The sequence below is a fragment of the Rhodovulum sulfidophilum DSM 1374 genome, assembly GCF_001633165.1.
Taxonomy (GTDB): Bacteria; Pseudomonadota; Alphaproteobacteria; order Rhodobacterales; family Rhodobacteraceae; genus Rhodovulum; species Rhodovulum sulfidophilum.
Genome location: NZ_CP015418.1, coordinates 2,873,021 through 2,899,462 on the forward strand (window position 1 = coordinate 2,873,021; position 26,442 = coordinate 2,899,462).

Consider the following 26,442-nt stretch of genomic DNA (forward strand, 5'->3'; position numbering starts at 1 on the left):
GCCTCGGCAGACAGATGCGGCACAGGGGGGAAAGGCTCAAGGCATGCCCGGCGGCGCGGTGCGAGCGGCCTTTCCCATCCGCTCCCTTGCGGAGGAGCGTCCGTGTCAGACCAGCCGCCCGGCCTCCAGATGCAGGGTCCGGTCCATGCGCGCGGCAAGATCGAGGTTGTGGGTCGCGATCAGCGCGGCCAGCCCGGTCTCGCGCACCAGCTCCATCAGCGCCCCGAAGACCGTATCGGATGTGCCCGGGTCGAGATTGCCGGTGGGCTCGTCCGCCAGCAAAAGCCGCGGCCGGTTGGCCAGGGCCCGGCAGAAGGCGACGCGCTGCTGTTCGCCCCCCGACAGCGCTGCGGGCCGGTGCCCGGCGCGGGGCGCGATGCCGACACGGGTCAGAAGATCCATCGCCCGCGCCTCGGCCGCCCCATGCGGCATGCCCGCGGCGAGTTGCGGCAACACGATATTTTCCAGCGCGGTGAATTCGGGCAGCAGGTGGTGAAACTGGTAGACGAAGCCGATATCGGCCCGGCGCGCCGCCGTCCTGCGGCGGTCGCTCTGACCGGTCATGTCGGCCCCGGCGATCCGCACCGCGCCGCTATCGGGCGTGTCGAGCAGCCCGGCGATGTGCAGAAGCGTCGATTTGCCCGCGCCCGATGGCGCAACCAGCGCCACCACCTCGCCGGGCACGACCCTCAGCGTGGCGCCCCGCAACACCGTGACCTCTCCGGGCAGGCCGCGATTGTAGCATTTCTCGATCGCCTCGAGGCTCAGCACGGGCTCACTCATAACGCAGCGCCTCGACCGGGTTCATCCGGGCCGCACGGCGGGCCGGAAACAGGGTGACGACAAAGGACAGGCCCAGCGACAGGATCACCGCCGACAGCACATCCTTCAGTTCCAGCTTGGCGGGCAGGTTGTAGATGCCCCGGATCGAAGGGTCCCAGACGCCCCCGCCCGCCACGTAGTTCACGAAGGAGAAGATCGGGTCGATATAGATCGCGAAGAGGCAGCCAAGCGCCACCCCGAAGGCGGTGCCGATCAGCCCGACCGAAGAGCCGCAGATGAAGAAGACCCGGAGGATCGAGCCTTCCGACAATCCCATGGTGCGCAGGATGCCGATGTCGCGGCCCTTGTTCTTGACCAGCATGATCAGCCCCGAGACGATGTTCATGGTCGCGATCAGCACGAGGATCGAGAGGATGATGAACATCACGTTATCCTCGACATCGAGCGCGCGCAGGAACGACCCCGAAGCGTCCCGCCAGCTCCAGATCAGCGCCCGCTCGCCCGCCGCGCGCAAGAGCGCGGGCGTCAGATCGTCGACATGTTCGGGATCCTCGACCATCACCTCGAACTCGTCGGCAACGCCCTCGCGGTTGAAATAGCTCTGGGCCTCGGCGAAGGGCATGTAGACCCGGGTGCGGTCGATATCGTAGCGCCCGGCGGTGAAGATATAGGTGACCTCATAGGCCTTCACCCGGGGCGAGGTGCCGAAGGGCGTCTTGACCCCGTCGGGCGAGATCAGCCGGACCCGGTCGCCGATGCCGACCCCCAGCTCGCGCGCCACGCCCGAACCGATGGCGATGCCCTCGCCGAACCGCTGGAGCGTGCCCGCATGTGCCTCGGGATGGGCGATGCGCGGGATCGTGGCCAGATCGGCGGGCGCGATGCCGAAGACCTCGACCCCCGCGGTGCCGCCGGGCGCGGCCGCCATCACCTGGCCCTTGATCAGCGGCGCTACCCGGGTCACGCCGTTCACGGCGCGCAGCCTCTCGGCGATGGGCTCGTAATCGGCAATGGTGCGGCTCCGCACACCGGAGGCGTTGACCTCGCTCGCGGCATAGACCGTGACATGGGCATTGGCGCCGAGGATGGTATCGACGAATTCCTCGCGAAAGCCCGACCGCACGGCCAGCGTCGCGATCAGCGCGAAGACCGCAAGCGTGATGCCCGCGAGGCTGATCCAGGTCATGGTACTGACCCCGCCCTCGGCCTTGCGGGCGCGCAGATAGCGCCAGGCGATCATCCATTCGAAACGGGCGAAGGGGACGGCGGTCATGGGCTCTCCGGTCGCTGTGCCGGGCGCACCAAGCAGGATTTGGCGGTCAGGGTCAAGAGAGCGTCCGGTCTCCCTCGGCTTCGTGATTTCAGGAAGGCGCCGGATCGTGTTGCCGGCTCTGCCCGCGTCCCGGGCTTCGGTCCGGCGGCACCCTCGACGGGCGGAAACAGCGCCAGACCGGCTGGGTCTTGGCCCGGCTCCGGCTTCGGCAGACGTTTCCGGCCTGCGCGGCCGTCATCGGCGCAGGGTTCTTGGGCTCGACCGGGCGGGACTGCCGCTCCTCCAATGCCGGCAGACCCTCGTCAGCTTCAGGCGCGCCGCAGCACGGCCAGCCAGGCCTGGCTTCGACGCCCCGAGACGACAGGACCGGCCGGGGACACAAAAAAGCCGGCGCGACCATTGTCCGCGCCGGCTTTCATCTTGACGCTCCGGGCGTTGCCCTCGGGACCCGCCGTTCAAAGCCAAGTATGGAAGCTCGATTTCGCCATCGGTTCCCAATGCGAGCCGGTGCGGTGGGGCGCGTAGATCTCGGCGACCCGGGCGACGGCGGCTTCGGGGCTCATCTCCTCGCTTTCGCCGGTCCGGCGCGAGGTCAGCTCGACCACGCCGGTCTTGAGCCCGCGCGGGCCGACGGTGATCCGCCAGGGCAGGCCGATCAGGTCCATGGTGGCGAATTTGGCCCCGGCGCGTTCCTCGCGATCGTCGTAAAGCGGCTCGAGCCCCTTGTCGCTCAGCGCCTGGTAAAGCCCCTTGCAGGCCGCGTCGGCCTCGGCATCGCCCTGCTTGAGATTGACGATGCCGCAATGGAAGGGCGTGACCCCCTCGGGCCAGATGATGCCCCGGTCATCGTGATTGGCCTCGATCAGCGCGCCGACCAGACGCGACACGCCGATGCCGTGGCTGCCCATGTGGACCGGCACCCGCTCGCCCTTGTCATTGACGACGGTGGCGCCCATCGCCTCGGAATACTTGGTGCCGAAATAGAAGATCTGGCCGACCTCGATCCCGCGCGAGGTCTTGCGGCGGTCCTCGGGGATGGCGCTGTAAAGCGCCTCGTCATGGGTCTCGTCGGTGCGGGCATAGGGCGTGGTCCATTCCGTCACGATCTGCGCGCATTCGGCACGGTCGTCGTAATCGACCTGGCGGTCGCCGAAGGTCAGATCAAGAATGGCCTTGTCATAGAAGACCTCGGATTCGCCGGTCTCGGCGAGCACCAGGAATTCATGGGTGTCGTCGCCGCCGATCGGCCCGCTATCGGCCCGCATCGGCAGCGCCTTCAGGCCCATCCGTTCATAGGTGCGCAGATAGCTGACCATGTGCCGGTTATAGGCATGGATCGCGCTGTCACGGTCGATGTCGAAATTGTAGCCGTCCTTCATGTAGAATTCGCGGCCCCGCATCACCCCGAAGCGCGGACGGACCTCGTCGCGGAACTTCCACTGGATGTGGTAGAGCGTCAGCGGCAGGTCCTTGTAGCTGGCCACATGGGTCCGGAAGATGTCGGTGATCATCTCCTCGTTGGTGGGGCCATACAGCATGTCGCGGCCGTGCCGGTCGGTGATCCGCAGCATCTCGGGGCCATAGGCGTCGTAGCGACCGCTTTCGCGCCACAGATCGGCCGATTGCAGGGTCGGCATCAGCATCGGGATATGGCCCGCGCGGATCTGTTCCTCGTGGACGATGGCCTCGATCTTCTTGAGCACCTTGAAGCCCAGCGGCAGCCAGGAATAGATCCCCGCCGCCTGCTGGCGGATCATGCCCGCGCGCAGCATGTAGCGGTGGCTGGCGATCTGGGCTTCGGAAGGGGTCTCCTTCAGGACGGGCAGGAAATAGCGGGACAGGCGCATTTTCGGATCGGGCCTCGTGAATTGACGTCCCTGCCCTCCTATGTCATCGCGGGCGACCAGACAAGCGCCGCACTTGCGCGGCGCCCCGGTCTGGGTCAATACGGAATGCAACCGATACGGGAGAGGACGCATGGGCTTGCCGGTCCGGGCGCAGGCAAAATACTGGGGTATCGCGGCAGCGGTGATCGTTCTGATCCTGATGCTGCTGGGCGATGTGATGATGCCGTTCCTGGTGGGCATGGCGGTGGCCTATTTCCTCGACCCGGTCGCCGACCGGCTGGAACGGGTGGGCCTGTCGCGGGTGGGCGCGACGGTGACGATCACGCTTTGCGCGCTGGTGATCTTCGTGCTGGGCGCGCTTCTGGTCTTGCCGACGCTGATCGACCAGGCGGTGGCCCTGGCCAATGCCGCGCCCGACATCGCGGGCCATTTCCACGCCTTCCTGACCGAACGCTTCCCGTCGCTGGCCGATAACGGCTCGACCATCCGCAAGACCCTGACCGGTATCGGCGAGGCGGTGCAGGCCAAGGGCGGCGAGCTTCTGAACGGGCTGCTGACCTCGGTCGTGGGCATCGTCGATCTGGTCGTGCTGATCGTGCTGGTGCCGGTCGTGACCTTCTACCTGCTGATGGACTGGGACCGGATGGTGGCCGAGGTTGACAAGCTGTTGCCGCTCGACCATGCACCGGTGATCCGCCGTCTCGCGGGCGAGGTCGACCGGACGCTGGCGGGCTTCATCCGCGGACAGGGCACGGTCTGCCTGATCCTGGGAGTCTTCTATGCCGTGGCGCTGGGGCTTCTGGGCCTGAATTACGGGCTGATCGTGGGCTTTGTCGCCGGGATGATCTCGTTCGTTCCCTATGTCGGCGCGGTCGTGGGCGGCACGCTGGCGCTGGGGCTGGCGCTGTTCCAGTTCTGGGGCGAATGGTGGATGATCGCGATCGCGGGCGGCATCTTCATCGCGGGCCAGCAGGTCGAGGGCCATGTCCTGACGCCGAAACTGGTCGGCGGCTCGGTCGGGCTGCATCCGGTCTGGCTGATCTTCGCGCTGTCGGCCTTCGGCTCGCTGTTCGGCTTCGTCGGCCTTCTGGCGGCGGTGCCGGTGGCGGCCTCGCTGGGGGTTCTCACCCGCTTTTCCATCGCGCAATACAAGGACAGCCGGCTCTATCGCGGCACATCGGGCCAGACCGGACCGGAGGCGGCCTCCGGAGAGCGCGCCTCCAATGAGGACCGGGACTGAGATGGCCCGGCAGCTCGCCTTCGACCTTCCCGTGCGCCCCGCCCGCGGCCGCGCCGCCTTTTTCGTCGCCCCCGCCAATGCGCTGGCGGTGCAGCAGATCGAGGGCTGGCAGGACTGGCCCGCGCGCAAGCTGGTGCTGATCGGCTCCGAGGGCTCGGGCAAGACCCATCTGGTGCATGTCTGGGCCGATCTCGCCGCGGCCGAGGTGATCCATGCCCGCGACCTGCCCCAGGCCGAACTGCCGGCGCTGGCCGCCCATGGCGCGATCGCGGTCGAGGATGCCGACCGCATCGCCGGGCGGATGCAGGCCGAGGACGCGCTGTTCCACCTGCACAACCTGCTGGCCGCGGAGGGCGGCACGCTGCTGATGACCGCGCGCCGCGCGCCGCTGGAATGGGGCCTGCAGCTGCCCGACCTGGCCAGCCGGGTGCAGGCCGCCGCGACCGCCCATCTCGCGCCGCCCGACGACGCGCTGCTGGCCGCGGTACTGGTCAAGCTGTTCGCCGACCGCCAGATCGCCGTCGGCCCCGACCTCATCGGCTATCTCGTCGGGCGCATGGAACGCTCTTTCTCGGCCGCCGCCGAGACCGTGGCCGCGATCGACCGCGAGGCGCTGGCCAGCGGCCGCAAGCCCGGCCTGCGCCTGGCCCGCGAAGTGCTGGACAAAGACCCCGGGCGGGGCGATTAAGTGTCACTGATCCTTCACAGTGATTGCCCATAAGCGCCGCCATGACCCAAGCCGATTTTCTGGTTGCCCCGTTTCCGGACGCCGTCGAGATCCCCGAACCGCAACGGCTCGGACCGAAGCGGTTCTATAACCGCGAGCTGTCCTGGCTCGGATTCAACTGGCGGGTTCTCGAAGAAGCCTCCAATCCGCGGGTGCCGCTGCTCGAACGGGTGCGCTTCCTGTCGATCTCGGCCACCAATCTGGACGAATTCTACACGGTGCGGGTGGCAGGCCTGCGCGAGCTGGCCAAGAAGGGCAGCATCGTGCCGGCCGCCGACGGTCTCACCCCGGCCGAGCAGCTGGTGCAGATCGACCGCAACGCGCGCAAGCTGCTGCAATCGCAACAGACCGCCTGGAACAAGCTCAAGCGCGAGATGGAGGATGCCGGCATCCATATCCTCACCCGCGCCCGGCTGACCGCGGCCGACCGTGCGCATCTTGAAGAATATTTCCTGCAGAAGGTGTTTCCGGTGCTCTCGCCTCTGGCGATCGACCCGGCGCATCCCTTCCCCTTCATCCCCAATACCGGCTTCTGCTTGGCGCTGCAGCTTGAACGCGAGCGCGACGGTCATCCGCTGCAGGCGCTGTTGCCGATCCCGCACCAGATCCAGCGTTTCGCGCGGCTGCCTGCCGAGGACGGCCAGCAGCGCTTCCTGCCGATGGAGGAATTGCTGCTGGTGCATCTGAACTCGCTCTTCCCGGGCTATCGCGAGGTCGGAAGCTGCACCTTCCGGGTGCTGCGCGACAGCGATCTCGAGGTCGAGGACGAGGCCGAAGACCTGGTGCGCGAATTCGAGGTGGCGCTGAAACGCCGCCGCCGCGGCGAGGTGGTGCGGATGAAGATGTCGGCGGGCGCCCCCGAGGAGCTCCGCTCGGTCATCATCCGCGAGCTGCACATCACCGAGGAAGAGGTGATCGAGGTGCGCGGCATCATCGGCGTGGCCGATCTGAAGGAACTCGTGATCGACGAGCGGCCCGACCTGCTCTGGGTGCCCTTCACGCCGCGGGTGCCGGAACGCGTCCAGGACCATGACGGCGACATGTTCGCCGCGATCCGGCAGAAGGACATGCTGCTGCACCACCCCTACGAGACCTTCGACATGGTGGTGCGCTTCCTGCAGCAGGCCGCGCGCGACCCGGATGTGGTGGCGATCAAGCAGACGCTCTACCGGACCTCGAAGAATTCGCCCATCGTCGAGGCGCTGTGCGAGGCGGCCGAGGACGGCAAGTCGGTCACCGCGCTGGTCGAGCTGAAGGCCCGCTTCGACGAGGCCGCGAACATCCGCCAGTCGCGCCGGCTGGAACGCTCGGGCGCGCATGTGATCTACGGCTTCATCAACTACAAGACCCATGCCAAGATCAGCACCGTCGTCCGGCGCGAGGGCGACCGGCTGGTGACCTATACCCATTACGGCACCGGCAACTACCACCCGATCACCGCCCGGATCTATACCGACCTGTCGCTGTTCACCTGCGACGAGGCGCTTGGGCGCGACGCGACCAAGGTCTTCAACTATGTCGGCGGCTATGCCGAGCCCGCGCATCTGGAGAACCTGTCGATCTCGCCGCTGTCGCTGAAATCGACGCTGATGCAGCGGATCGCCGAGGAGGCCGAGCATGCCCGCAACGGCCGCCCCGCGCATATCTGGGCGAAGATGAATTCGCTGATCGAATCCGACGTGATCGACGCGCTTTACGCGGCCTCGAATGCGGGCGTGAAGATCGAGCTCGTGGTGCGCGGCATCTGCGGCATCCGGCCCGGCATCAAGGGCCTGTCCGAGAATATCCGGGTCAAGTCGATCATCGGGCGTTTCCTCGAACATTCGCGCATCGTCTGCTTCGGCAATGGCCACGGCCTGCCCTCGCCCGATGCCCGCGTCTACATCTCGTCGGCGGACTGGATGGGCCGCAACCTCAACCGCCGGGTCGAGACGCTGGTCGAATGCACCAACCCCACGGTCAAGGCGCAGATCACCGACCAGATCATGACCGCCAATCTGGCCGACGAGGCGCAAAGCTGGGTGATGCAGCCCGATGGCAGCTTCCTGCGCGCCAAGGCCGGGCCGAACGCCTTCAACTGCCACCATTTCTTCATGGAGAACGCCTCGCTTTCGGGCCGGGGCTCGGCCGGGGCGGGAGATGTGCGCCAGCTTGCCAAGGTCAAGGATTGACCACGGCTCGGGAGTTTTGGCATTGTCCCGGCGCAGGCCCCAGGAAAGGCACTTCATGGACGGACAGGCCGAGGATCGCCCCAATGCATGGGATCCTTTCGGGAGGCCTCTGTTCGGCGGTCCGGAAGCGCGCGCGCTTTCGCGCGTCGGCGTGGTCGATATCGGATCGAACTCGGTCAGGATGGTGGTCTTCGACGGCGCGGCGCGCAGCCCGGCCTATTTCTTCAACGAAAAGGTCATGTGCGCGCTCGGCGCCGGACTGAGCGAAACCAACCGCCTGTCGCCCGAGGGGCGCAGCCGGGCGCTGGCCGCGCTTCGTCGATTCGCGATCCTGGCCGAGGCGATGGACGCCACGCCGATCAGCGTGGTCGCCACCGCGGCGATGCGCGATGCCGAGGACGGGCCCGAATTCCGCGCCGAGATCGAGCGCGAGACCGGGCTGAAACCCTGGGTGATCGACGGCACCGAAGAGGCGCGCCTGTCGGCCCAGGGGGTGCTTCTGGGCTGGCCCGGTGCCGAGGGCATCGTCTGCGATATCGGCGGCTCCTCGATGGAGCTGGCCGAACTCAAGGGCGGCATGGTGGGCCTGCGCGGTACCTCGCCGCTGGGGCCGCTCAAGCTGCGCGAGGTCTCTGGCGGCAAGAAGGGCCTCGATCGCTACATTGCCCAGGAGATCGGGCGGCTGGTCGCGCCGATGCCGATCGCGCCGCCCCGGCTTTATCTGGTTGGAGGCTCCTGGCGCGCCATCGCCCGGCTCGACATGGAACGGCGCGGCTATCCGCTGACGGTGCTGCATGAATACCGGATGACCCGGGCCGCGCTGTTGGAAACCATCGACTGGATCGCCGGCTCGGACCCCGATGCGCTGCGGCAGAAGACCGGCACCTCGCCCGACCGCATGGCGCTGGTGCCCTATGCCGCGCAGGTACTCAGGAAGCTGGTCGCGCATCTGCGCCCGCATGAGATCGCGGTCTCGAGCTACGGCATTCGCGAAGGGCTTCTTTACGAGCAGATGCCCGCCGACCTGCGTGCCCGCGACCCGCTGATCGAGGCCTGCCGTTTCGCCGAGCAGCGAGCGGCCCGCCAGCCCGGCTTCGGCAACCGGCTTTACAATTTCATCCTGCCGCTGTTCGGCGCCGCCGGGCCCGACAAGCGGCGGCTGATCCGCGCGGCCTGCCTGCTGCACGACACCGCCTGGCGCGCCCATCCCGATTACCGCCACGAGATCTGTTTCGACAGCGCCACCCAGGCCAATCTGGGCGGGCTCGAACACTGGGAACGGGTTTTCCTCGGCGTGTCGCTGCTGCACCGCTACAAGAACAGCCGCTCGGGCAGCCGGTTCGAGCCGCTGTTCTCGCTGCTCGACGCCGACCGGATGCGCCAGGCCGAAGTCCTGGGCAAGGCGATGCGCTTCGGCGCGATGTTCTCGCTGCATGCCCCCGACAGCCTGGCCGAGCTGCGCCATTACCCGAAGAAAAAGCAGCTTGAACTGATCCTCGCCGAGGCCGCCGTGCCGCTTTTCGGCGAGGTCGCGGCGGCCCGCTTCGCCTCGCTTGCCAAGGCGCTGGGGGTCGAGACCAGCGTGCGGGTCCGCCGCCGCTGAGCGCGCGAGGCCCCAGACCGGCCGCCAGTTCGTCAGGGCTGTTCGTCAGATGCCGCGCGTCGATTGTCGCCCGCGCCCGTCTTTCACCCGAGACGGCCGGTCAGATATCGATTTCGCCCTCGGGCCGCGCCTCGGGATCGGGCAGCGGCGGCGCATCGGGCTTGCGGCGGATGATGATGTCGCCATTGGGCAACCGCTCGGGCAGCTGATAGGCGTCGAGATCGTCGATCAGCTCCATCAGCCGGGCCAGCGCGGGTTCGGCCGCCTCGGCGAAGTCGCGCATATGCGGCTCGAGCTCGTCGCCGAGCCCCTTGAGAAACATCTGCATCCCCTCGCCGAGCAGCCCGAGCCCCTCGCTCATGCCGCCATCATCGCCGGGCCCGCCCCTGTCCTGGGCCGAAGCCGGGGCAGCGGTCAGCAGCAGCGCCAGAAGCGGAACCAGGGCAAGCCGATGTCTCATCCGGCGAGTATAGGCCCGCGACGCGGGAAAATGAAGCGCAGCGTTCAGATCGCGATATCGAGGCTGACCGGAAAATGGTCCGAGGCCGTCAGCAAGGCCTCGCGCAGCTCGGGGATGCGGTAGAGATCCGGATCGTCGAAGGGATGCCAGATCCGCCAGCGCGGCCCGCGCGCGCGAAGCTCGGCCGAAATCATGACATAGTCGAGCAGCGCCGACAGATACCGCCCCGTTGCCGGAATGAAGAACCGCGCCGAGGCGGGTTGCGCCGCCAACAGCCCCTGCAGTGCCTCGCGCGCATGCGGGTCGAACAGCCGCCGCTCGGGCGGGGCCTCCTGCCCCAGGACGATCTCGACGCCCGACCGGCCGAAGAGTTTCTCGTATTCGTCGAGCCCCGGCCCGTCATTGAAATCGCCCAGCACGATCAATGGTTCGCCGGCGTCGAGATGGGTCTCGATCCGCTGCCGGAGCCAGATGCATTGCGCCAGCTGCTTGCGCCGGTTCTGGATCGAGATCCGGATCGCTTCGTCGGGACTGCGCGCGCCATGCGGGGCCTTCGACTTGGCATGCACCCCGATCATCCGGAACCGGAGCCCCGCCGCCGTCTCGACCGCCAGTTCGAGCGGCGGCTTGGAGAAGCGGATCAGGTCGGGCGCCGCATCGACATCGATATCCCAGCGAAAGACGCCGTCGAAGCGCGGCGCGTCCGGCGCCCCCTTGCGGCCGGTCGGCGCGCCTTGCGGGTCGTGACGGGCCCTGAGCCGGTCGGGGTCGTAAAGCAGCGCGATTTCCTGCTGGGTATCGTTGCCAAAGCCGATCAGCGCCCGCCGCGCCCGCAACCCGAAGACGCAGGCAAAGCTTTCGAGCGCCCGGACGGTGCTACGCCGCCCGTTCTCGTCGGGTGCCTCGACCACCAGCACCGCATCGGCATCGAGCGCGGAAAAGACGATGCCCAAAGCCGCGATGCGGGCCTGCCGCGCGATGCCGTGACGGCCCGACGGGCCTTCGCCCTCGAGAAGCTGGCCCTCGTCGTCGAAAAGCGCATTGAACCATTCGACATTATAGGTGGCGATCCTCACGCCGCGTGGTCCGCGACGATGGTCTCCCAGGCCTGGTTGATCGCGACCAGCCGCCGCTCGGCCAGCTTGATCGCCTCTTCGGGCACGCCCCGCGCCTGCATCCGGTCGGGATGGGTCTCGCGCACCTCGGCCCGCCAGACCTTGCGGATGGTGTCCAGATCGTCGGTCGGATCGACGCCAAGAACGGTATAGGGATCGGGCACGGCCTCGGGCACGAAACGGGCGCGAAGCGTGCGGAACTGGCGCTCGCTCAGCCCGAAGATCTCGGCCACCCGGGCAAGGAAGGCGTCCTCGTCGGGGTGGTAGTCGCCATCGGCCAGGGCGATGAAGAACAGCCCCTCCATCAGGTCGCTGAGCGGCCCCCGGGTCTCGCGGAACATGCGGCGGATGCGGCGGGCGTAATCCTCGAAGCCGGCCACGTCCTGCCGCGCCAGATCGAAGACCCGGGCCGCGTTGGCCTCTTCGCCAGGCGGGATCGAGAAGACCTCGCGGAAGGCCGCGACCTCGTCGCGGGTGACCCGGCCATCGGCCTTGGCCATCTTCGCCCCCAGCGCGATCACCGCGATGGTGAAGGCGACGCTGCGTTCGGGCGGCGTGCGAAGCCGGTCGAAAACGGCCGCAAGACTTTCGCCCTTGGCCAGGGCGGAAACGGCGTCAGCGATGCGGGACCAGAGCGACATGGACCGAGATTAGCCCGCGATGGCGGCAGAGTCAGGTCGGTCATTCGGCCGCCCTGCGCCCCACCCGGCGTCTTTCCGGCAAATATCCGCCGTCATTCGAAAATTCGGCGACCGGAGCGGGGAATGGCCGTCGTTCCGGGCACCGGAACCGGCACCAAGGGGCAGGCCCCCGGCAGCGGGGCGGTGCGCAGGACGAAAGCGCCCTGCGGGTGACAGCCGGTTCGGGCGCTCTCTGTCTCCGATGCAACCGCCCGCCCGTCCGAACACCTGTCGAGCGGCCGCGGCAAGGCGGTTTTCAAGGGCAGTCCCTGTGCCTCCGACTCGGCGTCATCATCGCGGCCGGGCCATCGCACCGAGCGACGGCATGGTCCGAGTTTCGCGGCAGGATCGCCGGGCGCAATTGACATCCACAGGCGAGACCCCATTTCGCAAACGTAGAATCCAATAAAATCGGGAAATTCAATGCTGCTCCGCGCGCTCGACAAGTTTTTCGGCCACGAAGCCTCCGGCGGTATCCTGCTGATGCTTGCGGCCCTCGCCGCCCTGATCGTCGCAAATTCGCCCCTGCAACCCTTTTACGACGAGACACTCGGCGCGACCTTCTCGGTCCTGCTCAATGGCGGCGGGCTCGAGAAGCCGCTGATCCTGTGGATCAATGACGGCCTGATGGCCGTGTTCTTCTTCCTCATCGGGCTGGAACTTAAGCGCGAGATGATGGAAGGCAAGCTCAAGAAACCAGCCGATGTGGTGTTGCCGGGCATGGCGGCAGTGGGCGGCATGGTGGTGCCTGCGCTGATCTTCGCGGCCTTCAACTGGGGCAGCCCCGAGACGCTGTCGGGATGGGCAATCCCGGCCGCGACCGACATCGCCTTCGCGCTTGGGGTGCTGGCGCTTCTGGGCGACCGGGTGCCGGCGTCGCTGAAGGTGTTTCTTCTGACCCTGGCGATCCTCGACGATCTCGGGGCCATCGTCATCATCGCGCTGTTCTACACGGCGGATCTGAAGGTCGACTACCTGCTGATGGCGCTGCTGCCGCTGGCCGGGCTGATCTGGCTGAACCTCAAGGGCGCGCACCGGGTGGCGCCGATGGTGCTCTTGGGAACGATCATGTGGTTCTTCGTGCTGAAATCGGGGGTGCATGCGACCATCGCGGGCGTGGCGACCGCCTTCTGCATTCCGCTGCGCGACAAATGGGGGAAATCGCCGCTTCACGCGCTCGAGCATGCGCTCTCGCCCTATGTGCTGTACCTGATCCTGCCGATCTTCGCCTTCGGCAATGCAGGGGTGGTTCTGACCGGCATCTCGTTCTCGGACCTGCTGCAACCGCTGCCGCTGGGCGTGGCGCTGGGTCTTGTGCTCGGCAAGCAGGTCGGGGTCTTCGCGATCACCTTCGCGATGGTCAAATCCGGCCTCGCCCGGTTGCCCGACGGCGTCGGCTGGGGCCATATCTACGGGTTGTCCTGCCTCGCGGGGATCGGCTTCACCATGTCGCTTTTCATCGGCTCGCTGAGCTATGCCGATCCGGTCCTGATGAACGATGTCCGGCTCGGGGTCCTCAGCGGCTCGGCGATCTCGGCACTGCTGGGCTATGCCGCGCTCAGGCTGCTGGCAACCCCGAAAGGCAGCAAGCGCGCGACAGCCGCGGAATAGGACCGCAGGACTTTTCGACGAAAAGTCCTGAGAAAGTTTTCGGCGAAAACTTTTGGCCCGTGCCGTCCCAAGGGTCGGCACGGGCCTCGCCCCCGATCAGCCGCGGGCTTCGCGGATCAGGCGCAGGATGTCGTTGGCCGCCGCCGGAATGTTGGTGCCGGGCCCGAAGATCGCCTTGACGCCCGCCTGCCGGAGGAAATCGTAATCCTGATGCGGGATCACCCCGCCGCAGATCACGATGATATCATCGGCCCCCTGCGCCCTCAGCGCCTCGATCAGCTTCGGCGCCAGGGTCTTGTGCCCCGCCGCCAGCGACGAGATCCCGATCACGTGGACGTCATTGTCGACCGCGTCCTGCGCCGCCTCCTCGGGGGTCTGGAACAGCGTGCCCACATCAACGTCGAAGCCGATATCGGCAAAGGCCGTCGCGATCACCTTGGCGCCGCGGTCATGCCCGTCCTGCCCCATCTTCACGACCAGCATCCGCGGCCGCCGCCCTTCTTCCTCGGCGAAATCCTCCACCGATTGCTGGATCGCGGCGAAGCCCTCGTCGCCCTCATAGGCCGCGCCATAGACCCCCGAGAGCGTCTTGACCTCGGCCCGGTGTCTCCCGAACACCTTTTCCATCGCCATGCTGATTTCTCCCACCGTGGCGCGCGCGCGGGCGGCCTCGACCGCCAGCCGCAAGAGGTTCCCTTCGCCGCTTCGCGCGGCCTCCTCCAGAGCCGCCAGCGCGTGATCGCAGGCGGCCTGATCGCGGCTTGCCCGGATCTTCTCGATGCGGGCCACCTGGCTCTGGCGGACCTTGACGTTGTCGACATCGAGAATGTCGATCTCGTCTTCCTTCTCGAGCCGGAACTTGTTGACGCCGACGATCACCTCCTCGCCGCGGTCGACCCGGGCCTGCCAGCGCGCGGCGGCCTCCTCGATCCGGAGCTTGGGCATGCCCGAGGCCACCGCCTTGGTCATGCCGCCCATCTCGTCGATCTCGCAGATGATCTCCCAGGCCGCATCGGCCAGATCCGCGGTCAGCTTCTCGACATAGTAGGACCCAGCCAGCGGATCGACGACCTTGGTCACCTTGGTCTCGTTCTGCAGGATCAGCTGGGTGTTCCGCGCGATCCGGGCCGAGAATTCGGTGGGCAGCGCGATCGCCTCGTCGAAGGCGTTGGTATGCAGCGACTGGGTGCCGCCAAGAACCGCGCTCATCGCCTCATAGGCGGTGCGGACCACGTTGTTATAGGGGTCCTGCTCGGCGAGGCTCACCCCCGAGGTCTGGCAGTGGGTGCGCAGCATCAGCGATTTGGGGTTCTTCGGACCGAACTCGGACATGATCCGGTGCCACAGGAACCGCGCGGCGCGCAGCTTGGCGATCTCCATGAAGAAGTTGGTGCCGATCGCGAAGAAGAAGGACAGCCGCCCGGCGAAGGCATCGACATCGAGCCCGCGCGCCAGCGCCGTCTTCACGTATTCCTTGCCGTCGGCCAGCGTGAAGGCAAGCTCCTGCACCAGGTTCGCGCCCGCCTCCTGCATGTGATAGCCTGAGATCGAGATCGAGTTGAAGCGCGGCATGTCGGTCGAGGTGAACTCGATGATGTCGGCGATGATCCGCATCGAGGGTTCGGGCGGATAGATATAGGTGTTCCGGACCATGAACTCCTTCAGGACGTCGTTCTGGATGGTGCCGGAAAGCTGCTTGCGCTCGACGCCCTGCTCCTCGCCCGCGACGATGAAGTTCGCGAGGATCGGGATCACCGCGCCGTTCATCGTCATCGAGACCGAGATCTCGCCCAGCGGGATGCCGTCGAACAGGATCTTCATGTCCTCGACGCTGTCGATGGCGACGCCTGCCTTGCCGACATCGCCGACGACGCGCGGGTGGTCGCTGTCATAGCCCCTATGGGTGGCCAGATCGAAGGCCACCGACACGCCCTGCTGACCGGCGGCCAGCGCCTTGCGGTAGAAGGCGTTCGATTCCTCGGCCGTCGAGAAGCCCGCATATTGCCGGATCGTCCAGGGGCGGCCGGCATACATCGTGGCCTTGGGGCCGCGGGTGAAGGGCGCCTCGCCCGGGACCGAGCCCATATGCGCCAGGCCCTCGGTATCGGCCTCGGTGTAAAGCGGCTTGACCGGAATGCCCTCGGGCGTCTCCCAGGTCAGGCCGTCGAGCGGCTTGCCGCGCAGTTCCTTCTCGGCCAGCGCGGCCCAGCGTGTGGTCTTGTCCGTCATCGGATCCGTCCTTCTTCTGCATGCCCCGCGCCGGGCGCGGGTTCAGACTTCGCTTTCCGCCCACCTGCGCCTATATCTGGGCCGACAGGAGGGCTCATGAAAAAACACCTGACGATCATGGCATGGGTCGCGCTCATGCCGCTGGCCGGAACCGCCGACGCAGTCAGCGAACCCGAGCCGCTGGCGCGCTGGGAGGCCGACCGAACCGTGGTGCTCGAGGCCGAGGGCGTAAGCCTGTCCGACTTCCACTGGATGGCGCGGCCGGTCGTGGTCTTCGCCGACAGCCCGGCCAATCCGCAATACCGGACCCAGATGCAGCTTCTGACCGAGCGCATCGACGAGCTGGCCGAACGCGACGTGGTGGTGATCGTCGATACCGACCCCGACGCCCGCTCCGAGCTGCGCATGAAACTGCGCCCGCGCGGCTTCATGCTGGTGCTGGTCGGCAAGGATGGCGAGATCAAGTTCCGCAAGCCGATGCCCTGGAACGTCCGCGAGATCTCGCGCTCGATCGACAAGATCCCGCTGCGCCAGCAGGAAGTCCGCGACCGGCGCTGAGCGAACGAGGCCGCTCCAGCTACAGACGGGCCAGGGACAGACGCTCTAGGCATGAAACAATGCCTCGATCTCGCTGTCGGACCGTATGAGACCACGCTCGCGCCAGAACTCGACAAGGTCCTTTCGAACGGTCTCGGTCATAGCCGCAAGAAGGCGGCTATGGGTTCCGATCATCTTGCAATCGCCGCACCGCGCCGCTGCCACAAGCTCTGGCAGCCTGCCGACACTGCGACCGGAGAACAGCGAGAAAGAAGCGGGCAGACCCTCGGCGTGAAGCTCCCACCACAGCCCCCTGCCCTGATCGAGTGCGGCGTAGACAAGCATGAACTCGGTCGCCTTCCCCCGGCGTCGGGCGAAGAACAGCTCGATCGGTCCCAGCTTTTCCTCGATCAGGGCCAATGCGGACCTCAGATCATCGCGGGCGAAGACCACCGGCGTGACCGTCGGCGGGGCCGTGGCCAGAGACGTTGGTTCTGGCAAAGCCAGTTTGGCAAAAGACGCCCTGATCCAGCCTTGTTGCTTTTCTTCGGTCTCGACCACGCGGCTCCGCGGCCGTCCATCCCCGGCCACGAAATCCGAGCCGGTAACAGGCGCGACGAACTGGTTCTTTGCATCGAGAACCAGAAGATAGGGGGACGCGCCCAGCCTTGCAGCCATCAGCTTCAACGCCTGCTGCATCCCCCATCCGCCATTCCCACGCCAGCCACCGCCCGCGCCGCGCAGTTTTCGGCCCACCCCGCGAAGATGGGTCAGGTAAAACCTCTCGAGACGGGCGCGGAGGGTCGGGCAGTCCGAAAGCAACTCGTCTGGCCGCACGACCTTCAACTTCCCGGCGAAGGGGCCGTAATCGCCACGCATTGCCTCGACCGCCTCCGCGCAGGCCGCTTCTTCATGATCGTTGATGATCACGAATATATCACCCAGCGCGGAGGCGTGAAACTCGCGGGCAATCGAACGCGCCTGCAAGCGCAGCAGCGCGAGTTCACCCGAGAACACGACGGTCACGATGTCCAGCTTCTTCGACGGGAGCTGCGTCATGGGATCATTCGAACTCCATGATCACTTCATCGACGGCCAGGCTTTCGCCGGGACCGGCATTGATCTTGGCGACGATGCCCTTCTTCTCGGCGCGCAGCGTGTTCTGCATCTTCATCGCCTCGACGACGCACAGCGCCTGGCCCTCCTGAACCTCCTGGCCCTCCTCGACATCGATGGTCACGATCAGACCGGGCATCGGGCAGAGCAGGAATTTCGAGGTGTCGGGCGGCAGCTTTTCGGGCATCAGCGCGGCAAGCTCGGCCTGGCGCGGGGTGAAGACCTGAACCTTCATCTCGGCGCCGCGATGGCGGATCACGAAGCCATGCGAGCTCTGCGCCACCTTGAGCACAAGCGGCTCGCCGTCGATATGCAGGACCGCCAGCGGCTGGCCCGGGGTCCAGTCCGAGGTCACGCGGTGATGATCGCCGCCCTGGAACTGGATCGTGGCCCCCTCACGGTCGGCGCTCACCGAGAGCGCAAAGCTCTCGCGCTGGGCCACCACGACCCAGTCGCCGCCCACCATGCGCTCGTGATTGTCCATCCGTCCCGAGATGCGGGCGCGCCGGATCTCGACCACGCGGAACATCGCGGCGGCCGCCGCCGCCACCTTGCGCAATTCGGGCTCGGGCAGGCTGACGCCCGCGAAGCCGTCGGGATATTCCTCGGCGATGAAGGCGGTCGTGATATCGCCCGCGCAGAACTTGGGATGATCCATCACCGCCGAGAGGAACGGCAGGTTGTGCCCGATGCCCTCGACCTCGAAGGCGTCGAGCGCGGTCCGCATCTCGTCGATGGCCTGCGCCCGGGTCGGCGCCCAGGTACAGAGCTTGGCGATCATCGGGTCGTAATACATCGAGATCTCGCCGCCCTCGAAGACGCCGGTATCGTTGCGCACCACCGCCGCATCATGCGCCGATTCCGCCGGCGGACGATAGCGGGTCAGCCGCCCGATCGAGGGCAGGAAATTGCGGTACGGATCCTCGGCATAAAGCCGGCTTTCCAGCGCCCAGCCGTTGATCTTCAGATCCTTCTGTTCGAAGGGCAGCTTCTGGCCGGCGGCAATGTTGATCATCTGCTCGACCAGATCGACCCCGGTGATCAGTTCGGTCACCGGATGTTCCACCTGCAGCCGGGTGTTCATCTCGAGGAAATAGAAGTTCCTGTCGCCATCGACGATGAACTCGACCGTGCCCGCACTGCAATAGCCGACGGCACGCGACAGCGCGACCGCCTGCTCGCCCATGGCGCGCCGCGTCGCCTCGTCGAGGAAGGGCGAGGGCGCCTCTTCGATGACCTTCTGGTTCCGGCGCTGGATCGAGCATTCGCGCTCATGCAGGTAGACGCAGTTGCCATGCCGGTCGGCCAGCACCTGGATCTCGATATGGCGCGGCTGGGTGACGAATTTCTCGATGAAGATGCGGTCGTCGCCGAAGCTGTTGGCGGCCTCGTTCTTCGAGGCCTGGAAGCCCTCGCGCGCCTCCTGGTCGTTCCAGGCGATCCGCATGCCCTTGCCGCCACCGCCGGCAGAGGCCTTGATCATCACCGGATAGCCGATCTCGCGGCTGATCTTCACCGCCTCGGCGGCATCCTCGATCAGGCCCATATAGCCCGGCACGGTCGAGACGCCCGCCTCGGCGGCAAGCTTCTTCGAGGTGATCTTGTCGCCCATCGCCTCGATGGCGCTGGCGGGCGGGCCGATGAAGGCGACCCCGGCCTTCTCCAGCGCCTCGGCAAAGAGCTTGTTCTCGGACAGGAACCCATAGCCCGGATGCACCGCCTGGGCGCCGCTTTGCTCGATCGCGGCCATGATCTTGTCGATCACGATATAGGACTGGTTCGCGGGCGGGGGACCGATATGGATCGCCTCGTCGGCCATCTGCACATGCAGCGCATGACGGTCGGCGTCGGAATAGACGGCCACCGTCTTGATGCCCATCTTGCGGGCGCTCTTGATGACCCGGCAGGCGATCTCCCCCCGGTTCGCGATCAGGATCTTGTCGAACATCTCTGTCCCTTCCAGCATTCCGCCCGGACGAGCCCGCCCCGGCGCTTACAAAGCAAAGGGCCACCGGGGCGCACAGCCCCGATGACCCTCACAGATTGGCGTCCGGACGGGCCCGAGGCCGACCGGTTCAGATCAGCGGCAGGCGCCCGCGTCGTCGCAAAGGGCGCCGCCAAGGGCGCCGATCGCCGCACCTGCCGCGACGTTGGTGTCCAGCACGTCGGCGACGAGCGCACCGCCGAGACCGCCCGCGACGGCGCGCTGGCTGTCATTGGACATGTTGCATCCGGCCAGCAGGACAGCTGCGGCCAGGACGGCGAGAAACTTTGGACTGGGCATTCTACTCCGCCTCCACGGATCTTGTCGTTACGCGCATAAGATACCTGCAAGCGTCGGATCGCGAAACGGAAATACGCAGCGGCCCTGCCCCGGCGGGCAACGATCCGCCATGCGGCACGAACCGGAGCGCGACCAGGGGGGAGGGTCGGCCTGACCCGAAAAAATGGGTCAGGCCTAGGGGTTGGGGAATGATAGTTTTGAAAATAGACAATTCGGTCTAGGGGTGAAAGACCGTCCTGTCGCTGATGACTGTCGCCGTAACCCGAACAAAAGAAAAGACCACAACGCAAGGGAGAGCGGCTTTGAGCAAGATCTCGCCTATATGAAAGGTGGCCCAGCAGCTTCACGCCAACGGCCCCCCTGCGAAAAGCTCGGGGAAGGCGGTTCTGGCGCAGTCGATATCGACCCGCAGCAGCGCTTCATAGCTTTCCGGATCGAACGGCTCTTCGGCGGGCAGCACCTCGCGCCCCAGAAGCCAGGACAACCGGCCCGCATCGAGATTGCCGCGCTCGAACGGCGCATCGCCGAACTGGTCGATCAGCGCGGCCAGAAAGCCCGCATCGGCGCGGCGATCGGCCGGGCGCCGGTCGGCATAACGCTCGCGCGGGACCAGCCGGGTGGCTCCGTCCTTGTTCGCGCGGCGGATGGTGAACTGGAAATCGGTCCCCGGCAGACGGGAGGGGAACCCCTTGTGTTTCAGCATGACGCGCCTCCGTTAGGACCGGGGCGCGGCGAAGCCGGGGCGGGACGCGCCCGCCCCTCGCCCCGATCAGTATTTGTTGTAGGTCGGCTCCGGCTGGACCGGCTCGACATAGACCACTTCTTCCTTCTGCGCGCAGGCCGCGACGAAGGCGACGAGCGAGAGGGCGAAAAGGGTTTTGACACTCTTGGACATGGAACACTCCCGTCTGTTTCTGGCGCGGGACCGAGCCCGGCACCTGCCTGTGTAAAGGCCGCCTTGCCGCGACCTCCCGGGAGAATAGCCCAATCTTCCGGCTTTGCACATGCCACCGCAGCAACCCGCGAAAGTTGTGGCAAAACCGGCGCAGGACCGGGCGCGGCGGCGGCCGGACGAACGGAATGCGGCATCGTCTCAGAACCCTTCCCAGATGCAGCGCCCCGCCTCGGGACGGTAGGCCTCGAAGAACTGCGTGGCCTCGGGATCGGACTGACCGAAGGGCACCGGGCGGTCCATGAGCGTGATGACGACCTGCGCCGGTTCGGGGCCGGTTCCGGCCAGCCGCGGCAGCGCGAATTCGGCGCAGAGATAATCCATGTCGCCCTGCGCCAGCGTGGCGGGCATGGAGCCCTCGTCCTGCGCGATATCGGGGGCGAGAAAGCGGAACCGCACCGTCAGCCCGGCGGGGCCCGGCTCGCCGGTGATGGTGTCGAGATGGGTCACCGACTGGCCCGAGGGCACGTCGATGACCTCGCCCGAGGCGCCCAGCACCAGTGCCGCCCCGGCCAGAAGAACCGCGCGCAGGATCATGTCCGGGGCTCCGACCCTGCCTGGGCCAGCCAGCGCGCCCGATGGGACGGGCTGGTCAGCAGGGCGGCGATCTTGCGTTCGCAATCGGATCGCGGGAAAGGGGCTGCGGCGCGACCTCCAGCGCGGACCCGCAGCCCCTGCCCCTCCTCCTCAACCGTGACCACGGGCGAAAACCCGCGCAGATCCTGCAGCATCCGCCACAGATCCTGACGGATCTGCAGGGCCAGCCGCCCCTTGCTGGCGGGCGGGAAGGCCGCGCTCGCGCAAAGGTCGAAGCGCACGGGAAGCTGCCGCGCCATCGTCAGCGCGCCCTTCTCCCGCAGCATATGCCAGCCCCCGCGTTTCATGGATGCTCCCGTATCTCGGACCCGTGCCTCGACCTCCGCCTCAAAGCGGAATGTTGCCGTGCTTCTTCCAAGGCGTCTCGCGGCGCTTGCCCCGAAGCGAGGCGAAAGCGCGGCTGACGCGGCGACGGGTCGAATGCGGCTGGATCACCTCGTCGATGAAACCGCGCTCGGCCGCCACGAAGGGATTGGCAAAGCGATCCTCGTAATCCTTGGTGCGGCCCGCGATCTTCTCGGCATCGCCCAGTTCCGAGCGGTAGAGGATCTCGGTCGCGCCCTTGGCCCCCATCACCGCGATCTCGGCGGTGGGCCAGGCATAGTTGAAATCGCCGCGCAGGTGTTTCGAGGCCATCACGTCATAGGCGCCGCCATAGGCCTTGCGGGTGATGACCGTCACCTTCGGCACCGTCGCCTCGCCATAGGCGAACAGCAGCTTGGCGCCATGCTTGATGACCCCGCCATATTCCTGGCCGGTCCCGGGCAGGAAGCCCGGCACGTCGACGAAGGTCAGGATCGGGATCTCGAAACAGTCGCAGAAGCGCACGAAGCGCGCGGCCTTGCGCGAGCTGTCGATGTCGAGGCAGCCGGCCAGAACCATCGGCTGGTTCGCCACGACGCCCACGGTCTGCCCTTCGAGCCGGACGAAGCCGGTGATGATGTTCTTGGCGAAATCGGCCTGGATCTCGTAGAAATCGCCCTCATCCGCGACCTTCAGGATCAGCTCCTTCATGTCATAGGGCGTGTTCGGATTGTCGGGGATCAGGGTGTCGAGGCTGGCATCGACCCGGCCGGGCTTGTCGAAGAAGGGCCGCACCGGCGGTTTCTCGCGGTTGTTCAGCGGCAGGAAATCGACCAGCCGGCGCACCTCGTAAAGCGCCTCGACATCATTCTCGAAGGCGCCGTCGGCAACCGAGGATTTTTTCGTATGGGTCGAGGCGCCGCCCAGTTCCTCGGCGGTGACGACCTCGTTGGTGACGGTCTTCACCACATCGGGGCCGGTCACGAACATGTAGGAGGAATCGCGCACCATGAAGATGAAATCGGTCATCGCCGGGCTGTAGACCGCCCCGCCCGCGCAGGGCCCCATGATGACCGAGATCTGCGGGATCACGCCCGAGGCCTCGATATTGCGCTGGAACACCTCGGCATAGCCGGCAAGCGAGGCGACGCCCTCCTGGATCCGGGCCCCGCCCGAATCGTTCAGCCCGATCACCGGGGCGCCGTTCTGCACCGCCATATCCATGATCTTGCAGATCTTCTGGGCATGGGTTTCGGACAGCGAGCCGCCGAAGACGGTAAAGTCCTGGCTGAAGACATAGACCATGCGGCCATTGATCGTGCCCCAGCCGGTCACCACCCCGTCGCCATAGGGACGGCTGTCCTCCATGCCGAAATCGGTGCAGCGATGGGCGACGAACATGTCGAATTCCTCGAACGAGCCCTCATCCAGCAGCAGCTCGATCCGCTCGCGCGCCGTCAGCTTGCCCTTGGCATGCTGGCTGTCGATGCGTCGCTGACCCCCGCCCAGACGGGCGATACTGCGGCGGCGCTCGAGTTCGTTGAGGATATCTTTCATCGGCGATGCCCCTTGCGGAAATTTTCGGCAACCTACCCATGCAATGCGCTTCATCAAAGTGTTAAACGGTAAATTTGCAAATTATTTCCCAGCATCAGGCTGCATATTGCAAATCGGCAAATCCGGTAGACGAGGTCGCCCGGCATGCCATATCGGCAGATGCCCGCCCCTTCGTCCCGGAGCCCAACCATGCCCGCCCTGCCGGTGCCGGTCGTCACGATCGGCCTTCTCGTCCTGTCCAACCTCTTCATGACCTTCGCCTGGTACGGTCATCTCAAGTACAAGGCCACGCCGCTGGTCGCCGTCATCCTCGTCAGCTGGGGCATCGCCTTCTTCGAATACCTGCTGCAGGTGCCCGCGAACCGGATCGGCTATGGTCACTTCTCGGCGGCCCAGCTGAAGACCATTCAGGAAGTCATCACCCTGACGGTATTTTGCGCATTTTCGGTACTTTACCTCAAGGAACCGCTGCATTGGAACCATGCGCTCGGCTTCGGATTCATCGCGCTCGGCGCGTTTTTCATCTTCCACCGCTGGTAGGCCCCGATGGCGCTGGACAAGCCCCCGGTCAGCGCCTAACCCCAAGACATGTCGACGCACCCCCGGGTCCGTTTCCTGGACCGCACAACACCCCCCCATGTCATGACCCTGGTCGCGCTGGCAGGCCTGCCGGCGCTGACCATCAACATCTTCCTGCCCTCGCTGCCGAACATGGCCGTGCATTTCGACACCGATTACGCGGTGATGCAGCTGTCGGTCGCGACATACCTGGCCGCGAATGCGGTGATGCAGCTGTTCGTCGGTCCGATTTCCGACCGCTATGGCCGCCGCCCGGTGCTGCTGATCTCGACCGTGCTGTTCCTGCTGGCGACGCTGGGCTGCATCTTCGCCCCTTCGGCCGAGGCCTTTCTGGGCTTCCGCATGGCGCAGGCGGTCGTGGTCACCGCCATGGTGCTGAGCCGCGCGGTGGTGCGCGACATGGTGGCCGATACCCAGGCCGCCTCGATGATCGGCTATGTTACCATGGGCATGGCGCTGGTGCCGATGATCGGGCCCAGCATCGGCGGGGTGCTGGACGAGATCTGGGGCTGGCAGGCCACCTTCCTCGCGCTGCTGCTGGCAGGGCTGGGCGTGCTGGTACTGACCTGGGCCGATCTGGGCGAGACCTCGACGCCCCGCGACGTCAGCCTGATGGACCAGTTCCGCCAATATCCCGAGCTGTTCCGCTCGCGCCGCTTCTGGGGCTATGCGCTGACCGCGGCGCTGTCCTCGGGCGCCTTCTTCGCCTATCTCGGCGGCGCGCCCTTCGTCGGCAGCCATGTCTTCGCCCTGTCGCCCTCGGTGCTGGGCCTCTATTTCGGCATCGTCGCGGTCGGCTACATGACCGGGAATTTCATCTCGGGGCGCTATTCGGTCCGGGTCGGCATCAATGGCATGATCTACTGGGGCGCGCTGATCACGCTGGCCGCGCCCCTGCTGTCGATGGCCTTCTTCGCGGCGGGTGCGACCCAGCCCATCGCCTTCTTCGGCGCGATGGCCCTGCTCGGGGTCGGCAATGGCATGGTCCTGCCCAACGCCATCGCGGGCACGCTGTCGGTCCGGCCGCATCTGGCGGGCACCGCCAGCGGTCTTGGCGGCGCGATCATGATCGGCGGCGGCGCGGCCTTTTCGGCGCTCGCGGGCGCGCTTCTGAAACCCGGTACCGGAGCCTGGCCGCTTCTGCTCATCATGGCCACGACCTCGGCACTGGCGGTGGTCGCCGTGCTTTACGTGCGCTGGGTCGACCGCCGCGCCGGACCGATCCTTGCAATGCCGCCCAAGGACGGGCCCTGAGCCGCGCTTGCGCGACGGCTTTGCAAAAGCTAGGACAGATCCCAGCTAATCGGCAAAGCGAGGGCCCGCGATGGCGACGCGCAAACTCTATGCAGGCGTCAAGCTGCGCGAGACCCGCTCGCGGCTGGGGCTGACCCAGAAGGATTTCGCGATCCGGCTGGGGATTTCGCTGCCCTATCTGAACCAGATGGAGAACAACAACCGTCCGGTCTCCTCGACGGTGCTGCTGGCGCTGGTCTCCGAATTCGGCTTCGACGTGACCGAGCTGTCGGAGGGCGATGCCGAGCGGCTGGTCGGCGACATGCGCGAGGCGCTGGCCGACCCGGTCTTCGGCGATCTGGCGCCGCCGCTGGCCGATCTGCGGCTGGCCGCCTCGAACGCCCCGGCGCTGGCCCGCGCCTTTCTGGAACTGCACCGCGCCTACCGGCAAAGCCACGAACGGCTGGCCTCGCTCGACGAGGCGCTGGGACGGGAGGATGCGCCGCTGGGCCCCTCGCCCTGGGAAGACGTGCGCGACTTCTTTCATTATTGCGACAACTATATCGACGCGGTCGACCGCGCCGCCGAACGCTTCGCGCGCGCCTCCGATACCGCGGCCGACCCCGAGCAGCGGGCCCTGGCCGCCCTCGAGGCACAGGGCATCTCCCTGTCCTTCAAGGACATGCCCGGGCTGAGGGAATATGACGAGGACACCCGCACGCTGACCCTCTCCAGCCATCTTCGCGGCCCGACCCGGCGGTTTCAACTGCTGCACCAGCTGGCGCTTCTGACCCAGTCGCAACTGCTCGAGGCCACGCTCGACCTTGCCCGGTTCCAGAGCCCCGCCGCCCGCGCCATCGCCCGGATCGGCATGGCGAACTATTTCGCCGGGGCGGCGCTTCTGCCCTATAACCGCTTCCTCGAGGCGGCACAGGAGACCCGGCACGATCTGGAATTGCTGGCCGACCGGTTCGGCGCCTCGATCGAGCAGGTGGCGCATCGGCTCTCGACCTTGCAGCGTCCCGGCGCCAAGGGGCTGCCCTTCTATTTCGTGCGGGTCGATCAGGCCGGCACCATCACCAAGCGCCATTCCACCACAAGGCTGCAATTCGCGCGCTTCGGCGGGGCCTGCCCGCTCTGGAACGTGCATCGCGCCTTCGAGACCCCGGGCCGGTTCCTGCGCCAGCTTGCCGAAACGCCGGACGGGCTGCGCTATATCTCGCTGGCGCGCGACGTCTCGAAGCCGGGCGGCGCCTGGCGCGCGCCGGTCCGGCGCTATGCCATCGGGCTGGGCTGCGAGGTGCGCCATGCCGACCAGATCATCTATGCCGACGATCTGGATATCGACAACGCCGCCGCCTACGAGCCGATCGGGATCTCCTGCCGGATCTGCGAGCGCCGCGACTGTCACCAGCGCGCCGTGCCGCCGCTGGAACGCCGGCTCACGGTCGACGCGAACCGGCGCGGCCTGCTGCCCTATGAGGTCGCCGACTGACCGCCCGGACCGGGCCCTGATGACAGGCCCGGACACAGGCCCGGCACCGA

24 protein-coding genes are annotated in these 26,442 nt (G+C 66.7%); 9 read left to right on the plus strand and 15 right to left on the minus strand.

The window, feature by feature from the left end; all coding sequences use genetic code 11:
• Positions 1-105: 105 nt before the first annotated feature.
• The 3 genes from A6W98_RS13500 to proS form a co-directional block, all read right to left on the minus strand.
• Positions 106-783: an ABC transporter ATP-binding protein gene (locus A6W98_RS13500; protein ID WP_042462257.1), complete on the minus strand. Its 678-nt coding sequence runs from the start codon at positions 781-783 to the stop codon at positions 106-108.
• Positions 776-2,056 carry a lipoprotein-releasing ABC transporter permease subunit gene (locus tag A6W98_RS13505; protein WP_042462259.1) on the minus strand — a complete coding sequence of 427 codons (1,281 nt, stop codon included), beginning with the start codon at positions 2,054-2,056 and terminating at the stop codon, positions 776-778. The genes A6W98_RS13500 and A6W98_RS13505 overlap by 8 nt, the downstream gene beginning before the upstream one ends.
• 455 nt (positions 2,057-2,511) lie before the next feature.
• A complete protein-coding gene (gene proS / locus A6W98_RS13510; RefSeq protein WP_042462261.1) occupies positions 2,512-3,903 on the minus strand; it encodes a proline--tRNA ligase in 1,392 nt (463 codons plus the stop codon).
• A gap of 130 nt (positions 3,904-4,033) precedes the next feature.
• Here proS and A6W98_RS13515 point away from each other — a divergent pair, with 130 nt between their 5' ends.
• Genes A6W98_RS13515 through A6W98_RS13530 form a run of 4 tightly spaced genes read left to right on the plus strand, consistent with a single transcriptional unit; the run spans position 4,034 to position 9,644 of the window.
• Positions 4,034-5,143 carry an AI-2E family transporter gene (locus A6W98_RS13515; protein ID WP_042462262.1) on the plus strand — a complete coding sequence of 370 codons (1,110 nt, stop codon included), beginning with the start codon at positions 4,034-4,036 and terminating at the stop codon, positions 5,141-5,143.
• 1 nt (position 5,144) lies between these two features.
• Positions 5,145-5,831 (plus strand): P-loop NTPase family protein, encoded by a 687-nt coding sequence (locus A6W98_RS13520; protein WP_042462264.1) that lies wholly within the window; start codon positions 5,145-5,147, stop codon positions 5,829-5,831.
• A 41-nt stretch (positions 5,832-5,872) separates the two neighbouring features.
• A complete protein-coding gene (locus A6W98_RS13525) occupies positions 5,873-8,041 on the plus strand; it encodes an RNA degradosome polyphosphate kinase (RefSeq protein WP_042462266.1) in 2,169 nt (722 codons plus the stop codon).
• Positions 8,042-8,096: 55 nt separating this feature from the next.
• A complete protein-coding gene (locus A6W98_RS13530; RefSeq protein WP_042462268.1) occupies positions 8,097-9,644 on the plus strand; it encodes a Ppx/GppA family phosphatase in 1,548 nt (515 codons plus the stop codon).
• Between the two features lie 100 nt (positions 9,645-9,744).
• On the opposite strand, the gene A6W98_RS13535 is transcribed toward A6W98_RS13530, so the two are convergent.
• From A6W98_RS13535 to A6W98_RS13545, 3 genes are read right to left on the minus strand one after another with little or no spacing between them, the layout of a single operon-like run.
• Complete coding sequence (locus A6W98_RS13535; RefSeq protein ID WP_042462270.1) at positions 9,745-10,104, minus strand: hypothetical protein; 360 nt, start codon at positions 10,102-10,104, stop codon at positions 9,745-9,747.
• 44 nt (positions 10,105-10,148) lie between these two features.
• Positions 10,149-11,180, minus strand: a complete 1,032-nt coding sequence (locus A6W98_RS13540) for an endonuclease/exonuclease/phosphatase family protein (protein WP_042462272.1) — start codon at positions 11,178-11,180, stop codon at positions 10,149-10,151.
• Positions 11,177-11,860, minus strand: coding sequence for a molecular chaperone DjiA (locus A6W98_RS13545; protein WP_042462274.1), 684 nt, complete (start codon positions 11,858-11,860; stop codon positions 11,177-11,179). The genes A6W98_RS13540 and A6W98_RS13545 overlap by 4 nt, the downstream gene beginning before the upstream one ends.
• A 462-nt stretch (positions 11,861-12,322) precedes the next feature.
• Here A6W98_RS13545 and nhaA point away from each other — a divergent pair, with 462 nt between their 5' ends.
• Positions 12,323-13,510, plus strand: coding sequence for a Na+/H+ antiporter NhaA (gene nhaA, locus A6W98_RS13550; protein ID WP_042462276.1), 1,188 nt, complete (start codon positions 12,323-12,325; stop codon positions 13,508-13,510).
• A 96-nt stretch (positions 13,511-13,606) separates the two neighbouring features.
• Here the strand turns inward: nhaA and scpA are convergent, their stop codons facing one another.
• Positions 13,607-15,739 carry a methylmalonyl-CoA mutase gene (scpA, locus tag A6W98_RS13555; protein WP_042462278.1) on the minus strand — a complete coding sequence of 711 codons (2,133 nt, stop codon included), beginning with the start codon at positions 15,737-15,739 and terminating at the stop codon, positions 13,607-13,609.
• A gap of 96 nt (positions 15,740-15,835) precedes the next feature.
• Here scpA and A6W98_RS13560 point away from each other — a divergent pair, with 96 nt between their 5' ends.
• Complete coding sequence (locus tag A6W98_RS13560) at positions 15,836-16,297, plus strand: DUF4174 domain-containing protein (protein ID WP_042462280.1); 462 nt, start codon at positions 15,836-15,838, stop codon at positions 16,295-16,297.
• A 45-nt stretch (positions 16,298-16,342) separates the two neighbouring features.
• Here A6W98_RS13560 and A6W98_RS13565 read toward each other — a convergent pair whose 3' ends face one another.
• From A6W98_RS13565 to A6W98_RS13595, 8 genes are all read right to left on the minus strand, one after another.
• Positions 16,343-17,335: a DUF6492 family protein gene (locus A6W98_RS13565; protein ID WP_042462282.1), complete on the minus strand. Its 993-nt coding sequence runs from the start codon at positions 17,333-17,335 to the stop codon at positions 16,343-16,345.
• A 4-nt stretch (positions 17,336-17,339) separates the two neighbouring features.
• On the minus strand, positions 17,340-19,340 hold the full coding sequence (locus A6W98_RS13570; RefSeq protein WP_042462284.1) for an acetyl-CoA carboxylase biotin carboxylase subunit: 2,001 nt from the start codon (positions 19,338-19,340) through the stop codon (positions 17,340-17,342).
• 132 nt (positions 19,341-19,472) lie between these two features.
• Positions 19,473-19,676 (minus strand): hypothetical protein, encoded by a 204-nt coding sequence (locus A6W98_RS13575; RefSeq protein ID WP_042462286.1) that lies wholly within the window; start codon positions 19,674-19,676, stop codon positions 19,473-19,475.
• Positions 19,677-20,019: 343 nt separating this feature from the next.
• Positions 20,020-20,379, minus strand: a complete 360-nt coding sequence (locus A6W98_RS13580; protein ID WP_042462288.1) for a hypothetical protein — start codon at positions 20,377-20,379, stop codon at positions 20,020-20,022.
• Between the two features lie 66 nt (positions 20,380-20,445).
• On the minus strand, positions 20,446-20,571 hold the full coding sequence (locus A6W98_RS22140; protein ID WP_256714519.1) for a hypothetical protein: 126 nt from the start codon (positions 20,569-20,571) through the stop codon (positions 20,446-20,448).
• A 198-nt stretch (positions 20,572-20,769) separates the two neighbouring features.
• The gene (locus A6W98_RS13585) at positions 20,770-21,165 is read right to left on the minus strand and encodes a DUF6497 family protein (protein ID WP_042462289.1); all 396 of its coding nucleotides are present in this window, start codon (positions 21,163-21,165) and stop codon (positions 20,770-20,772) included.
• Positions 21,162-21,512, minus strand: coding sequence for a hypothetical protein (locus A6W98_RS13590; RefSeq protein ID WP_042462292.1), 351 nt, complete (start codon positions 21,510-21,512; stop codon positions 21,162-21,164). The genes A6W98_RS13585 and A6W98_RS13590 overlap by 4 nt, the downstream gene beginning before the upstream one ends.
• Positions 21,513-21,552: 40 nt before the next feature.
• Positions 21,553-23,085: an acyl-CoA carboxylase subunit beta gene (locus A6W98_RS13595; protein ID WP_042462294.1), complete on the minus strand. Its 1,533-nt coding sequence runs from the start codon at positions 23,083-23,085 to the stop codon at positions 21,553-21,555.
• A 189-nt stretch (positions 23,086-23,274) separates the two neighbouring features.
• Here A6W98_RS13595 and A6W98_RS13600 point away from each other — a divergent pair, with 189 nt between their 5' ends.
• The 3 genes from A6W98_RS13600 to A6W98_RS13610 all read left to right on the plus strand — a co-directional run bounded on the left by A6W98_RS13600 (position 23,275) and on the right by A6W98_RS13610 (position 26,392).
• Positions 23,275-23,625, plus strand: coding sequence for a DMT family protein (locus A6W98_RS13600; protein WP_042462296.1), 351 nt, complete (start codon positions 23,275-23,277; stop codon positions 23,623-23,625).
• Positions 23,626-23,673: 48 nt separating this feature from the next.
• Complete coding sequence (locus A6W98_RS13605; RefSeq protein ID WP_042462298.1) at positions 23,674-24,918, plus strand: multidrug effflux MFS transporter; 1,245 nt, start codon at positions 23,674-23,676, stop codon at positions 24,916-24,918.
• Positions 24,919-24,988: 70 nt separating this feature from the next.
• Entirely contained in the window at positions 24,989-26,392 is a 1,404-nt protein-coding gene (locus A6W98_RS13610) for a helix-turn-helix domain-containing protein (protein WP_042462300.1), read from the plus strand.
• Positions 26,393-26,442 lie beyond the last annotated feature (50 nt).